Here is a 15,253-nt window from a genome sequence, read left to right as displayed (position 1 = left end):
AATCTATTTTTGTAACAAAGAGCCAATTTGAAATTGCTCTAAGGAAGGAAGTACTTCAGCAAGATTAAGAAGATAATCACCAAATCTTTTCACATGACTGGTTAAATAAGGACTTAGACAAGCTACATCTTTTTTATCGATTAAATAACCTTCTTTTTGTAATTGCTGTAAAATATTAGTTAACTCGACAACATTATGAAAAATAACAGCATTAGAAACTAAATCATTGTATTTAATTCTTTTTTCCATTTCTTCTCTATCATTGGTGGCAATAATCTTATCTCCACCAAAAAATAACCATTTAGAAAAGCCATTATAAGCCTCAACTTTATTTGTCGCCGCCGTAATTTGTTGCTTTAATTCTAAATCAGAAATATATTCGAGTAAAAAGATAGTTCTAATCACTCTTCCTAACTCCCTAAAGGCTTTATATAATCGATTTTTTCTACTATAATTACTTAACTTTCTTAATAAACTAACACTGGATATTTTGCCCGTATAAATAGATAAAACTACTTGCATTAAATCTTGCCAATGAGTCTCAATTAACTGCCAATTAATTGTATCTGTAAATAATGAATCTATATGTTGATAAACGGTATTTTTATCATAACGATAAAAGACTAAATCTTTCCAATTTCTAATGCGAGGCATTAACTTAATACCCAATAAGTACGATAGAGCAAAAACAGGAGTACTTTGTCCTTGAGTATCACTATGAATTGTATCAGGTTTAATGTTAGATTTATTTTCAAATAAACCCTCAATAATATATACTGCTTCCCATGTTCCACAAGGAATAAAATGACTAAATAAGGCAATATATTTATCCGCTACATGATGATAAGCAATGCCACCATAACCACCATATCTGATATGATATTCTGAGAGTAAATTTTGTTCTCTTACATCATATTTAGTACCATCAGCCGCCGCCACATTTCCGTTACCCCAAACTTTGGGTAAATCTAATACATTATAACGATTAATAATGTCATTTATTGCCTTATTTAAACTATCAGTATTTATATGACGGCGATTAATAAAAGAGATTAATTTTGAGGAAATAATCTCTCTCATGTGTTTTTCTGCTTGAGACGGACCTAAATTACAACCATAAGTAAAAGTAGTTAATAAATAACGTTCAGTAGGATTATCAATTTTAGGATCACTACCACTCAGAGGTGCAAAATGTCTGGTAAAATTAGTCCAATAATTTACATTTTTAAGAATATCTATTAAGTTATAATTAGGCATTCTTTCTTCTATGATAACTTCAAGATTTTTGAGAGTAGAACTAACTTCATTTTTCGTAACTTTCTTTAAAATGGGTTCTCCTTCATCATTAATAATTAAACTCGAATTATTAGGATAGTTTAAATCAACTTTTTCAGCTGTTTGAATTAAGAAACTTTTTAAATTATTAACAAAAATTTGAGCCGTTTTTGGTAAACCTAAATTTTCACAATAATTATCTACAATAACTTCACATTCATCCCAACTTAATAATTGTGTTCGCCAATCGGCATATTCAGAACTTCCTTTGAGACAAATATCTCCTGATTTTAATTCAAAAGCTAGATAAGAAAAAATACAAGTCTCAAAGTGACGGCGAAAAATTTTTATGCCCATTTCATTCTGATAAATTACTAACTTTTGCCACTGTTGAGAAGCAAAAGAAAGATCTACTTCACTCGATAAATATTCTCCTTTTTTATGTTGATTTTAAAGATAAAAAATTTACGGCATCTATCAATCTCTTATCAGTACTGGTAGATTCTAATTGTAAAATATTAAGTAACCTAAAAAATGCACTGCGATGACTTTTATAAAAACGCCAAATAAAAGGCAAATAATTATTCCCTTTATAAGCACTTATAGCTTGGTATTCTTCTAATAATTGTTCATATCCACCATAAGTTTTGAGTAAAGAATATATTTGATTAAAGAGTGTATCATTATGATTTTCTTGCTTATCTTTTTCCAACCCAAATAACATCAATATTTCCCCAAAAGCTGAAATCAACTTTTCCATTATTTCTTGTTGTCTTTCTTTTTGTTTTTGTAGTTCTAACTCAGCTAAGTTCTGAATTTTTTTCATTCTTTTTAAGAACATTTCTCCCAAATCATCCCAAGTTTTTTCTTGTTTTCGATGAATTAAACATATTAAAAGTGTCAATCTTTTTAGTTCATTAATATCTTTTAATTCTGAAGCATCTAAAGAATTTGCTACACTGGCAAAATAACTAATTAATGATTTGTTTATTTCTGATAAAAACTGTTCTACATTACCAAAAGTATTTAACCATTTTTGATGTAATAATAAATCATTTAGATGATTTCTTGTGGCTTTTTTGGTGACTTTTTTTAGCTGATTATAAGGACTTCTTTGTTCGACTGGGTGAATTAGTAGTAAACTGTTTAAGGTTTCTCTATATTCAGGAGATAATTGATTATTCACTTGTTCATAAATTAGAGCATGAACTAATGTTCGGATTCGGGCTATTTGTCGCTCTAAGAAGGAAAAAGAGGGTAATTCATATCTTTCTTTGACTAATTCTTCAATGGCTACATTAATTAAGTCCGCAGGATTTCCCATTAAATAAGCCTTTTCTTTTACCTTTATTTCTAAATATTCTTGGGCTTTGTTGTCAAATTTTTTGACTTTTATTTTCTCTCTAATTAAATGTTGATGGCGATGATAAGTTCTCGGATTTATATAACCAATTGTTAGTTCTTCAGATAAACACAATATTTTTTTTATATGATTTATTATTGATAAGGGAATCTGTTCAAGTTTGGGGAAATATCCTAATCTTTGAAAACTTTTTAGTGCAACTAATAAATTCAAATAATTATTATCATTTCTTGTATATTCAGTAGCGAAAAGTTTATCTTCTGTGGTTGGCGTATAAATATTTTTTAGCTCATTTGGAGTATAATAACGTTTGAAGCGAGGATAAGCAGTTCTTTCAATTGAGGTCACTTTTTTTTGTTTAATTATTAATTGCAAAACTCCAATATTATAAACATGACTTGTCACTAATCTTGCCAAAAAGATTCAAATCTCTGGGGAGATATATCTGTATAACGAACGGTGTAATGAATATTTTTATGCCCTAGATAAGCCTGAATTGCTCTGGTATCATGTCCTTGAGATGCCAAATAATAACCACAAGCATGACGTAATTGGTGTGGATGTACTGGAAAGGGGATAGATGCTAATTTCCCAGCCCTCGCAATAATATGACGAATAGTACGGGTAGTTAAGGGTGCGTGACGCTCAGAAACAAAGACATAACTGCTTTCTGGATACTTGCGTTTAAGTTCATGTAAAGCTCTTAGTTCTGGAGAACGTAATGGATGTATCGTATCATGTCCATGTTTTACTCGATGTATGTCAATATGCCCTCCTTTTGAATCTATATAATCCCATCTTAATGCTACCAATTCGGCTGTCCTTAGTCCATGACGAAACATCTCAAGAATAATCGTTGAATCTCTGACTCCATGCCTTCCTACTTTTCGTGCTACTTTGATCATGGCGTTAATTTCATCAAGACGTAAATATTCCCTTTCACCGTCTGATTTTTTCTTCACTGGAGGTGGTGAAAAATGATACTTTGCTGAAAACAGAAGTGGAGTGGTTAAATTTAACATCTCTCTAACCCTTTAAAAATTATACTACTTTCTATTGTACTTTGCCGAAAATATGATTAACTCGGCAATGTTTTTTCCGTCTATAGTTTATTTAGTTATCTAAACGTTCTTATTGAAGTATTCTGTTGATTAAATCAGTTATGTAGTATTTAGTTTTGTTAAAATAGATTTTTGGAAACCTAACGGGAATAAGCGTTTCAACTATAAATGTCATGGTTTCTTGATATTGGTGTCCGATTTCGCACGTATCTCGGCTCTACGCCAATATGAGCTTCTCGTAAATCACCTGTATATAAGTCAACTACTGTTCTTTCTACAAAGCCAATAGCTTCGAGAGCGATCGCTTCAGGGATATGATTGCGGGCGATCGCCTCTTCTCCCGCCACAGTCTTCCACTCTTTCCTCATCTGACTGGCTAGTTTACCAAACAAGTTAAGGTAGGTCAAATTACTATAAAAAGCGGGATTTTCTCGAAGCTCGACAATAAGACTAGCGTAAGATTTGCGGTTTTCTTTGTTAGCGAGACGAGATGCTAACCATTGTTGTAACTGTTCGTTATCCGCTTTATTGAAACTACCTTTAATATAGACGAATACTTGGGCGTAAAAACCAGTAACTGTGAACCATTGTAAGAATTTCTTAATTTCACGTTTTGTACTACGGTTAATTTCTTCCTCACAGATTGCGGTAAAACATAGATCAATGAAATCACTAATTTCAATGACCTTTTCAACCCTGTAGGGTTCATCAGAGTGAGGATCATTGCTATAGATTGGAGTAGAGTAAACAGGATACAAATTCTTGGATTTAGGCAATCTTAGATGCTCAATTTTGGGCATTGTAACATCATCGATAAATAAATCGGGTTCTCGTTTTTTCGCACCCTTAGACCATTGTGTTAAAGTAGTTGAAGACAACCCCGTATATTTCTCCTGCATACTGAAATTAACTCCTATCGATGGTTTGTTATAACCAAATTGATGAGGAGAGATAACTTCCACAGACAAGACTTTATCTTGATAGGGTACTTTTAATCTTTGTCCTATTTTTAATTTCATAAGCAATATACCAAATGAAAATAACATTTAGATTCTCACTTGGTTTTTAGTTGAAAAATATGACGTGACAACCTTGCTTTTTTTCACCTTTTGAGGTATGGATTCTACTTTCGCTGTAATAATTGAGAGCAAGGGTTGAAGAATATTCAACCCCTACTTGAGTCTTCACTATGTCCAAATGCACAATTTATCGGCAAAGTTAGCCATAGGATATTTCGTTAACTCATAAGTCTTTTCCAAATTACATCGGGGATATTCTCAAAATGTTCAAAGAATATGTCAAGTAAAGCAATTTTGAGTAAATAATACTCACTGATATTAGGCTTTTTAGGGGAACACCAGAGATAGATTTTGCTATCCTCAACCCCCAATAATTCCGCTAATTCACTCACTTTTATTCCTCGCCATTTATTCAAGAATACCGATGGGTGCATTCTTATATTTTCAAAAATTAAGAGGAAAAATTCCATGCGATGGACTTCAATTTTTGTCCAGACATTTTGGTTATGCTCAAAATTTTTTGCCATAATGTAAATTAATAGATTATTTGGTCATGAAAAGAGAAAAGCTGACTAGCAAAGGCTTATTCTCTTTTCATTTACTATTAATAACTCGACTTTTATAGCTTATTAGTTATTAAAAGAACCTAGAATAAATGCTATTTATTTTTACATTAATGAACCAAAATACCATTGATATAATTACATAAAGTCAATAGGCTGGATTAATTTATACTTTTGTAACTTTAGGAGTATTAGCAGTATAAAGTATGTCGTAATATAAAATGATGACCATTATTTGGATAAGAACAATAGTTATGATGACACCACAAAAAACTTTCAAATTGTCTTTACTCCTAACACTTTTAACAGCGTTACTAACATCTATCGGTGTACAGGCACAAAATGCCCGAAAGTCATTACCAATGAATATTTTCACTTACGAAGGTATCTATGAATTGACGGTACCCGATACTCAAACAACACGCTCTGCTTATGGTGGTAAGTTAAGAATCTATGATGCTCACATTGCCAAAATGTTTGAAGTTACTTATCAAGATTGTCTTCAGTTTCCTAATGCGGCTAGAGAATGGTATTATTATGCCGGTAACGGTAATATCAATATGGGAACTTTCTATATTACCTGTGACTTAGCGAGGGATATTGTTAGTGCCTATGGCTTAGGTACACCTCAAAATACAAAAATAACTTTTGATCAAGGAGGCGGAGACTATGGTCCTCCTAGAACTGAAAATCTTCCTATTCCTACTCTTAATCTAAATGGTGGAAAAGAGCAGAAATGGATTAATTTTGCCAAGAATTTTAAACCCGTATCTCGATAGGGGTGTTCTTAATTAAGTTTTATTATCAATTAAGTTTTATTATCAATTAAGTTTTATTATCAATTAAGTTTTATTATCAATATTATCCTTATGGTAATCCTTAATATACGATTATAGCTATTTAATACTATAAGGTTTAATTATTAGATAGAAATTATGAGTATGGAATCCGATTTGCAAGAACTTGTAATAACCAAAGGTGAACTAAGACATCTAACAGGCTTTGATTCATTTCGTTTTTCTTTGATTATATATTTTACCATTTTAGTTGTTTTAATAGAAACTTCTGTTGCCGAAAGACCTAGAGAATTAAATGCTTCTATCCAAGCATTTGGAGATAGAAAAATATCGACTATCTTAGAGTCTATATTTAAAATAATTTTAAGCATAGTTCAATCTCTAAAACTTACAGATTTCATTAGAAAAAAAGCAAAAAATAGCTTGACTAATCTCTTAATTGATGTGAAAAATCATAATAAAATTGTTTACAAAATTAATGTGATGGATCAATTGAAATCTGTAGGAAATCAAGTAGATTTGAACGACAGAAAGAATGTCTTAAAAGCATTAAAGATAACTAGAGAAAATTTGGTCAAAGCACTAAAAACCAATAGGATTCTTAGAGAAAATCCAGGATTTGAAGCTGATAGTTTTTCTGTAGATATTACCTCTATTCAAAGTTTACAAATAAGCGAACAATCTAGCGAGTATGCGGCTCTTTTTAACCAAGCATTACAAATTGGTATCAGCATTCAAGAAGACATCGATAATGGTCTTTTAGAGTGAACTAATTTATCTCCTTGAGAGAGTATATATTGGCGTAGAGCCGAGATACGTGCGAAATCGGACACCAATATCAAGAAACCATGACATTTATAGTTGAAACGCTTATTCCCGTTAGGTTTCCAAAAATCTATTTTAACAAAACTAAATACTACATAACTGATTTAATCAACAGAATACTTCAATAAGAACGTTTAGATAACTAAATAAACTATAGACGGAAAAAACATTGCCGAGTTAATCATATTTTCGGCAAAGTACAATAGAAAGTAGTATAATTTTTAAAGGGTTAGAGAGATGTTAAATTTAACCACTCCACTTCTGTTTTCAGCAAAGTATCATTTTTCACCACCTCCAGTGAAGAAAAAATCAGACGGTGAAAGGGAATATTTACGTCTTGATGAAATTAACGCCATGATCAAAGTAGCACGAAAAGTAGGAAGGCATGGAGTCAGAGATTCAACGATTATTCTTGAGATGTTTCGTCATGGACTAAGGACAGCCGAATTGGTAGCATTAAGATGGGATTATATAGATTCAAAAGGAGGGCATATTGACATACATCGAGTAAAACATGGACATGATACGATACATCCATTACGTTCTCCAGAACTAAGAGCTTTACATGAACTTAAACGCAAGTATCCAGAAAGCAGTTATGTCTTTGTTTCTGAGCGTCACGCACCCTTAACTACCCGTACTATTCGTCATATTATTGCGAGGGCTGGGAAATTAGCATCTATCCCCTTTCCAGTACATCCACACCAATTACGTCATGCTTGTGGTTATTATTTGGCATCTCAAGGACATGATACCAGAGCAATTCAGGCTTATCTAGGGCATAAAAATATTCATTACACCGTTCGTTATACAGATATATCTCCCCAGAGATTTGAATCTTTTTGGCAAGATTAGTGACAAGTCATGTTTATAATATTGGAGTTTTGCAATTAATAATTAAACAAAAAAAAGTGACCTCAATTGAAAGAACTGCTTATCCTCGCTTCAAACGTTATTATACTCCAAATGAGCTAAAAAATATTTATACGCCAACCACAGAAGATAAACTTTTCGCTACTGAATATACAAGAAATGATAATAATTATTTGAATTTATTAGTTGCACTAAAAAGTTTTCAAAGATTAGGATATTTCCCCAAACTTGAACAGATTCCCTTATCAATAATAAATCATATAAAAAAAATATTGTGTTTATCTGAAGAACTAACAATTGGTTATATAAATCCGAGAACTTATCATCGCCATCAACATTTAATTAGAGAGAAAATAAAAGTCAAAAAATTTGACAACAAAGCCCAAGAATATTTAGAAATAAAGGTAAAAGAAAAGGCTTATTTAATGGGAAATCCTGCGGACTTAATTAATGTAGCCATTGAAGAATTAGTCAAAGAAAGATATGAATTACCCTCTTTTTCCTTCTTAGAGCGACAAATAGCCCGAATCCGAACATTAGTTCATGCTCTAATTTATGAACAAGTGAATAATCAATTATCTCCTGAATATAGAGAAACCTTAAACAGTTTACTACTAATTCACCCAGTCGAACAAAGAAGTCCTTATAATCAGCTAAAAAAAGTCACCAAAAAAGCCACAAGAAATCATCTAAATGATTTATTATTACATCAAAAATGGTTAAATACTTTTGGTAATGTAGAACAGTTTTTATCAGAAATAAACAAATCATTAATTAGTTATTTTGCCAGTGTAGCAAATTCTTTAGATGCTTCAGAATTAAAAGATATTAATGAACTAAAAAGATTGACACTTTTAATATGTTTAATTCATCGAAAACAAGAAAAAACTTGGGATGATTTGGGAGAAATGTTCTTAAAAAGAATGAAAAAAATTCAGAACTTAGCTGAGTTAGAACTACAAAAACAAAAAGAAAGACAACAAGAAATAATGGAAAAGTTGATTTCAGCTTTTGGGGAAATATTGATGTTATTTGGGTTGGAAAAAGATAAGCAAGAAAATCATAATGATACACTCTTTAATCAAATATATTCTTTACTCAAAACTTATGGTGGATATGAACAATTATTAGAAGAATACCAAGCTATAAGTGCTTATAAAGGGAATAATTATTTGCCTTTTATTTGGCGTTTTTATAAAAGTCATCGCAGTGCATTTTTTAGGTTACTTAATATTTTACAATTAGAATCTACCAGTACTGATAAGAGATTGATAGATGCCGTAAATTTTTTATCTTTAAAATCAACATAAAAAAGGAGAATATTTATCGAGTGAAGTAGATCTTTCTTTTGCTTCTCAACAGTGGCAAAAGTTAGTAATTTATCAGAATGAAATGGGCATAAAAATTTTTCGCCGTCACTTTGAGACTTGTATTTTTTCTTATCTAGCTTTTGAATTAAAATCAGGAGATATTTGTCTCAAAGGAAGTTCTGAATATGCCGATTGGCGAACACAATTATTAAGTTGGGATGAATGTGAAGTTATTGTAGATAATTATTGTGAAAATTTAGGTTTACCAAAAACGGCTCAAATTTTTGTTAATAATTTAAAAAGTTTCTTAATTCAAACAGCTGAAAAAGTTGATTTAAACTATCCTAATAATTCGAGTTTAATTATTAATGATGAAGGAGAACCCATTTTAAAGAAAGTTACGAAAAATGAAGTTAGTTCTACTCTCAAAAATCTTGAAGTTATCATAGAAGAAAGAATGCCTAATTATAACTTAATAGATATTCTTAAAAATGTAAATTATTGGACTAATTTTACCAGACATTTTGCACCTCTGAGTGGTAGTGATCCTAAAATTGATAATCCTACTGAACGTTATTTATTAACTACTTTTACTTATGGTTGTAATTTAGGTCCGTCTCAAGCAGAAAAACACATGAGAGAGATTATTTCCTCAAAATTAATCTCTTTTATTAATCGCCGTCATATAAATACTGATAGTTTAAATAAGGCAATAAATGACATTATTAATCGTTATAATGTATTAGATTTACCCAAAGTTTGGGGTAACGGAAATGTGGCGGCGGCTGATGGTACTAAATATGATGTAAGAGAACAAAATTTACTCTCAGAATATCATATCAGATATGGTGGTTATGGTGGCATTGCTTATCATCATGTAGCGGATAAATATATTGCCTTATTTAGTCATTTTATTCCTTGTGGAACATGGGAAGCAGTATATATTATTGAGGGTTTATTTGAAAATAAATCTAACATTAAACCTGATACAATTCATAGTGATACTCAAGGACAAAGTACTCCTGTTTTTGCTCTATCGTACTTATTGGGTATTAAGTTAATGCCTCGCATTAGAAATTGGAAAGATTTAGTCTTTTATCGTTATGATAAAAATACCGTTTATCAACATATAGATTCATTATTTACAGATACAATTAATTGGCAGTTAATTGAGACTCATTGGCAAGATTTAATGCAAGTAGTTTTATCTATTTATACGGGCAAAATATCCAGTGTTAGTTTATTAAGAAAGTTAAGTAATTATAGTAGAAAAAATCGATTATATAAAGCCTTTAGGGAGTTAGGAAGAGTGATTAGAACTATCTTTTTACTCGAATATATTTCTGATTTAGAATTAAAGCAACAAATTACGGCGGCGACAAATAAAGTTGAGGCTTATAATGGCTTTTCTAAATGGTTATTTTTTGGTGGAGATAAGATTATTGCCACCAATGATAGAGAAGAAATGGAAAAAAGAATTAAATACAATGATTTAGTTTCTAATGCTGTTATTTTTCATAATGTTGTCGAGTTAACTAATATTTTACAGCAATTACAAAAAGAAGGTTATTTAATCGATAAAAAAGATGTAGCTTGTCTAAGTCCTTATTTAACCAGTCATGTGAAAAGATTTGGTGATTATCTTCTTAATCTTGCTGAAGTACTTCCTTCCTTAGAGCAATTTCAAATTGGCTCTTTGTTACAAAAATAGATTTACTGAACCGTAAGCAGAATCAGCGTTTCAACTGTAAATGTCATGGTTTATTGACATTGGTGTCCGATTTCGCGCGTATCTCGGCTTCCCCCCCTATCCAATCTGCATTCTGAATGTTCTGTCGCCCCCTCAGTTTAAAAACATAATATTTACAAAAAAATCTTTGCCTAAAATAGAAGTTTGTAAAGTGAAAAACCATGCCATCGAAGTATTGTAAATACATATGTAAAATAATAAACATTGCCGAAAATGAAACCAACTCGGCAAAGTATGTGATTTTTATTTCTTGGCGGAAACATAGGGTTCGTGCAACCAAGTGCAACTTACAACTTTAGCTATTGAAATGGAGGTATTTCAGCCATTTTATCTTCATTTTTTATTTCATAGAGTATTATGACTTATTAATAAGTTTTACATATATAAATATAAAAGTACATTTGACAAATAAGACGTACTATGCAATTAACAAAAATTGATAGAAAAAGAAACATGATCCCTTTTTCTACTATTCTTATTGATTGCTTAGTTACAAAAGAATGAATGCTTAAGAAAAACTGGAAAACAGAAGAGTTAATTGAAAATTGGACTTTAATTCCTTCCGAATTAGAACTGGTTAACCAAAAACGAGAAGCAAATAAAATCGGATTTGTTGTTTTTCTCAAATATTTCCAATTAATGGCTCATTTTCCCGATTATCCCTCCGAAATACCAGAGCAGGTCATCGCTTACATTTCTAATCAGTTAAATATTTCCCCCAAAACTTATTTCGATTATAATTGGCAAGGGCGTTCTGCTAAAGCTTATAGAGTTGAAATTCGTATTTTATTCAACTTTAAAATTGCTACCCTTGAAGATTGTTCTACTATAAGTGATTGGCTGATTGCGGAAATTATTCAAGGGCGAGCAAAAATTTGAGTCTATTAAAGAAATTGTTTATAAAAAGTTTCGTGAATTACTACTTGAATCACCTACAGAAAAACAAATTGAACGCTTAATTCGTCATGCTTTATCAGTATCGGAAAGTCAATGCTGTAATCAGGTAACATCAAAATTAACCACGATAATCAAAGAGCAAATTGATATTCTTCTCAAAACCGATGACAATAATGAAGATGAATCAACATCTTCGCCAAAACTAAAAACCTCCGACTTTGCATTTATTAAAACAGATCCAGGTCCAGTGGGCTTAGATACCTTTCTCACAGAAATTGAAAAACTAAAACGAATTCGAGCCGTAGGATTATCCACAGATTTATTTCAAGGAATATCCGCCAAAATCATTCAAAAATACCGTCAAAGAGCCGCCACAGAATCTCCCTATGACTTACGACAACATTCTGAACCAATACGCTACACATTAATGAGTGCTTTTTGTCATCAACGTAGTCAAGAAATTACCGATAATCTTATTGAAATTCTCATCTCAATTATTAAACGCATTGGCACGAGAGCTGAAAAACGCATCCAAAAAGAACTGATTGAAGACTTTAAACTGGTAAATGGAAAAACTAATATCCTTTTTCGTATTGCCGAAGTAGCCCTAGCTAATCCAGAAGGAGTCATTCAAACCGTAGTTTATCCCGTTGTCAGTCAAGAAACTCTCTTAAACCTCGTCAAAGAATATAAATCCACCAATACAGCATATCGCCAAAAAGTTCATACTGTTATGCGTAGTTCCTTTGCTACCCATTATCGTCGGATGATACCCCAATTATTAGAAGTGCTGGAATTTCGCTCTAATAATGACATCCACCGCCCCATAATTTTAGCCTTAGAACTGCTTAAAAAATACACTGATAGTAAAACTAAATATTACGATTTGGAAGAAAAAATACCCATTGAAGGTGTATTAAAAGTAGGTTGGAAAGATATTATTATTGAAAAAACCGATGACGGCAAAGAAAGGATTAACCGCATTAACTATGAAATTATTGTTCTACAAGCCCTTAAAGAAAGACTAACCTGTAAAGAAATTTGGGTAGTAGAAGCAGATCGTTACCGTAACCCCGATGAAGATTTACCCACGGATTTTGAACACAATCGTATCTTATACTATCAAGCATTAAAACTTCCTGAAAATGTTGAATCCTTTATTACTGGACTACAACAGCAAATGAGATTTGGATTAGAAAAACTTAACCAAGATATGCCTAACAATACAGGCGTTAAAATTATCGGTGATAAAAATGGCTTAATTAGAGTTAGTCCCTTTGAACCAGTCGATGAACCTCCTAACCTACAACATATTAAAGGAGAAATCAATAACCAATGGCACAATACCAGTTTACTAGACATTCTCAAAGAAACTGACTTACGAGTTAATTTTACCCAAAACTTTAAGAGTATGGGAACAAGAGAGATTATTGAGAGAGAAAGTTTGCAAAAACGATTATTGCTCTGTATTTATGGCATGGGAACGAATACTGGTTTAAAACGCATTAATACGGGTATAAATGGCGAAAATTATCATGATTTACTTTATGTACGCCGTCGCTACATTCAAAAAGACCAACTTAGAAGTGCTATAGCCTCGGTGGTTAATGCTATTTTTGAGATTCGTAATCCTGAAATCTGGGGAGAAGGAACTACCACTTGTGCGAGTGATAGTAAGCATTTCGGTTCATGGGAGCAAAACTTAATGAGTCAATATCATCTGCGTTATGGTGGACGTGGGGTTATGATTTATTGGCACGTGGAAAAGAAATCTACTTGCATTTATTCTCAGTTAAAAACCGTATCTTCATCGGAAGTGGCAGCCATGATTGAAGGGGTTTTACGTCATTGTACTGATATGGATGTCAAGAAAAACTATGTTGATAGTCATGGACAAAGTGAAGTAGCGTTTGCTTTTAGTCATTTACTAGGATTTCAGTTAATGCCTCGACTCAAGAGGATTAAGGTACAAAGGTTATATCTTCCTGATGTTGGTCAAAGTAATAGCTATTCTCATTTACAACCGATTCTGACTCGCCCAATTAATTGGGATTTAATTCGCCAACAATATGACCAGATGGTAAAATATGCTACAGCCTTAAGATTAGGTACAGCAGAAACTGAAGCTATTTTAAAACGATTTAATCGCTCAGCCTTGAAACATCCTACTTATTTGGCTTTGTTGGAGTTAGGTAGGGCAGTGAAAACCATTTTCCTGAGTGAATATTTGAATTCAGAAGCTATTAGAAGGGAAATTAATGAAGGTTTGAATGTGGTGGAAAGATGGAATGGTGTTAATGATTTTATCTTCTACGGTAAAGGTGGTGAATTTGCCTCTAATCGCTTGGAAAGTCAAGAGTTATCAGTATTGTCTCTACATTTATTACAAATTTGTTTAGTCTATGTTAATACTTTAATGATTCAACAGGTTTTAGCTCAATCTCATTGGCATTCAAGGCTTCATCAAGGTGATTTACGGGCAATTACCCCTTTGATTTTTAGTCATGTTAATCCCTATGGTACGTTTAAGTTAGATCTTAATGAACGTATAGTATTACTTTCTTAGGCGTTTATAATGCCCTCATCAACTCATTTTTTGTATTTATCATTTGAATCAATAGACATCTCCAATAATTGACAATTTAGGAGGGTTGAAACCCTTACTACCAGACAACGCCAAAATCTTTTCTGGAGAAGTCTAAATTATTATCACTAATCTGTTTTAATCCATCCAGAAACTCTGAAAACGTTTTGGTGAGATTTCGGTATAACGAACTGTATGCTGAATGTTTTTATGCCCTAAGTAAGCCTGAATTACTCTGGTATCATAACCTTGACTCGCTAAATAAAAACCACAGCTATGACGTAACATATGAGGATGAACACTAAAAGGTAAGTTGGCTTCCTTTCCCGCACGTTCAATAATTCCTCTAGCAGTAGCTGCTGCTATAACTGTTTTATGTTCGGACACAAATAAATATGATGAATGGGGATATTGACGTTGTAGCTGCCGTAAGGCTCTTAATTCAATACCTCTAAGAGGATGAATTGAGCTAACACCATGTTTGAGCCGATTAATGTGGATGGTTGCATTAGTAAAATCAATTTGCTCCCATTGCAGACTTATTAACTCTGACACTCGTAATCCGTGTCGATAAGCCATTAAAATAAGAGTAGAATCTCGCAGTCCATGTCGTCCAATTCTTTTTGCGGCTTGGATCATGGCAGATACTTCTTGTGGGAAAAGATATTCACGAGTGCGTTTTTGACTATTAGGTATTGGTAGAGGGGGTGCTGAGGGTGACATAATTTAAACTTGCTCATAAATAATGTTTGGTTGGACTCTATTCAGGGACGGAAAATTAACTCCTCATACTACCTATTTTAAATGACTTGCCTATAAATAGGTGAAAATGGGCAAGTTAGATTTAAATAACTTATCAATTAGGGCTAAAAAATGACCGATTTTAACCAAGTTTTTTGAAGTTGCACTTGGTTGCACGAACCCTATGTTTCCGCC

Annotated in this window: 9 protein-coding genes and 2 pseudogenes; 6 read left to right on the top strand and 5 right to left on the bottom strand. The window is 32.2% G+C overall.

What is annotated here, in order from left to right:
* Window positions 1–3 precede the first annotated feature (3 nt).
* The 4 genes and pseudogenes from GM3708_RS17350 to GM3708_RS17335 form a co-directional block, all read right to left on the bottom strand.
* A pseudogene (locus tag GM3708_RS17350) lies at window positions 4–2,986 on the bottom strand (Tn3 family transposase).
* A gap of 56 nt (window positions 2,987–3,042) precedes the next feature.
* Entirely contained in the window at window positions 3,043–3,660 is a 618-nt protein-coding gene (locus tag GM3708_RS17345; protein WP_066345002.1) for a tyrosine-type recombinase/integrase, read from the bottom strand.
* A 197-nt stretch (window positions 3,661–3,857) separates the two neighbouring features.
* Window positions 3,858–4,718, bottom strand: coding sequence for a hypothetical protein (locus GM3708_RS17340; RefSeq protein ID WP_144439374.1), 861 nt, complete (start codon window positions 4,716–4,718; stop codon window positions 3,858–3,860).
* 218 nt (window positions 4,719–4,936) lie between these two features.
* Window positions 4,937–5,245, bottom strand: a complete 309-nt coding sequence (locus GM3708_RS17335) for a hypothetical protein (RefSeq protein WP_066349623.1) — start codon at window positions 5,243–5,245, stop codon at window positions 4,937–4,939.
* Between the two features lie 257 nt (window positions 5,246–5,502).
* On the opposite strand from GM3708_RS17335, the gene GM3708_RS17325 reads away from it, so the two are divergent.
* From GM3708_RS17325 to GM3708_RS17305, 6 genes and pseudogenes are all read left to right on the top strand, one after another.
* Window positions 5,503–6,060, top strand: coding sequence for a hypothetical protein (locus GM3708_RS17325; protein ID WP_231933253.1), 558 nt, complete (start codon window positions 5,503–5,505; stop codon window positions 6,058–6,060).
* 156 nt (window positions 6,061–6,216) lie between these two features.
* Entirely contained in the window at window positions 6,217–6,846 is a 630-nt protein-coding gene (locus tag GM3708_RS17320; RefSeq protein ID WP_066349618.1) for a hypothetical protein, read from the top strand.
* 294 nt (window positions 6,847–7,140) lie between these two features.
* Window positions 7,141–7,758: a tyrosine-type recombinase/integrase gene (locus GM3708_RS17315; RefSeq protein ID WP_066345002.1), complete on the top strand. Its 618-nt coding sequence runs from the start codon at window positions 7,141–7,143 to the stop codon at window positions 7,756–7,758.
* A 56-nt stretch (window positions 7,759–7,814) separates the two neighbouring features.
* Window positions 7,815–10,797 (top strand): annotated as a pseudogene (locus GM3708_RS17310) (Tn3 family transposase).
* A 543-nt stretch (window positions 10,798–11,340) separates the two neighbouring features.
* Complete coding sequence (locus GM3708_RS19840) at window positions 11,341–11,715, top strand: DUF4158 domain-containing protein (RefSeq protein WP_396229677.1); 375 nt, start codon at window positions 11,341–11,343, stop codon at window positions 11,713–11,715.
* Window positions 11,681–14,299, top strand: a complete 2,619-nt coding sequence (locus tag GM3708_RS17305) for a Tn3 family transposase (RefSeq protein WP_396229676.1) — start codon at window positions 11,681–11,683, stop codon at window positions 14,297–14,299. Before GM3708_RS19840 ends, GM3708_RS17305 begins: the two co-directional genes overlap by 35 nt.
* 156 nt (window positions 14,300–14,455) lie before the next feature.
* On the opposite strand, the gene GM3708_RS17300 is transcribed toward GM3708_RS17305, so the two are convergent.
* A complete protein-coding gene (locus tag GM3708_RS17300) occupies window positions 14,456–15,040 on the bottom strand; it encodes a tyrosine-type recombinase/integrase (protein ID WP_066349611.1) in 585 nt (194 codons plus the stop codon).
* Window positions 15,041–15,253: the final 213 nt, after the last annotated feature.

This window comes from Geminocystis sp. NIES-3708 (assembly GCF_001548095.1).
In the GTDB taxonomy this organism is placed as follows: Bacteria; Cyanobacteriota; Cyanobacteriia; order Cyanobacteriales; family Cyanobacteriaceae; genus Geminocystis.
This window is presented reverse-complemented; position numbering and strand designations above follow the sequence as displayed.

What these genes read in the sequence shown, in the direction of transcription:
- GM3708_RS17345 (WP_066345002.1), bottom strand. Translation starts at nt 3,660, where the DNA reads ATGTTAAATTTAACCACTCCACTTCTGTTTTCAGCAAAGTATCATTTT.
- GM3708_RS17325 (WP_231933253.1), top strand. Translation starts at nt 5,503, where the DNA reads ATGATGACCATTATTTGGATAAGAACAATAGTTATGATGACACCACAA.
- GM3708_RS19840 (WP_396229677.1), top strand. Translation starts at nt 11,341, where the DNA reads ATGCTTAAGAAAAACTGGAAAACAGAAGAGTTAATTGAAAATTGGACT.
- GM3708_RS17300 (WP_066349611.1), bottom strand. Translation starts at nt 15,040, where the DNA reads ATGTCACCCTCAGCACCCCCTCTACCAATACCTAATAGTCAAAAACGC.
- GM3708_RS17320 (WP_066349618.1), top strand. Translation starts at nt 6,217, where the DNA reads ATGAGTATGGAATCCGATTTGCAAGAACTTGTAATAACCAAAGGTGAA.
- GM3708_RS17315 (WP_066345002.1), top strand. Translation starts at nt 7,141, where the DNA reads ATGTTAAATTTAACCACTCCACTTCTGTTTTCAGCAAAGTATCATTTT.
- GM3708_RS17340 (WP_144439374.1), bottom strand. Translation starts at nt 4,718, where the DNA reads ATGAAATTAAAAATAGGACAAAGATTAAAAGTACCCTATCAAGATAAA.
- GM3708_RS17335 (WP_066349623.1), bottom strand. Translation starts at nt 5,245, where the DNA reads ATGGCAAAAAATTTTGAGCATAACCAAAATGTCTGGACAAAAATTGAA.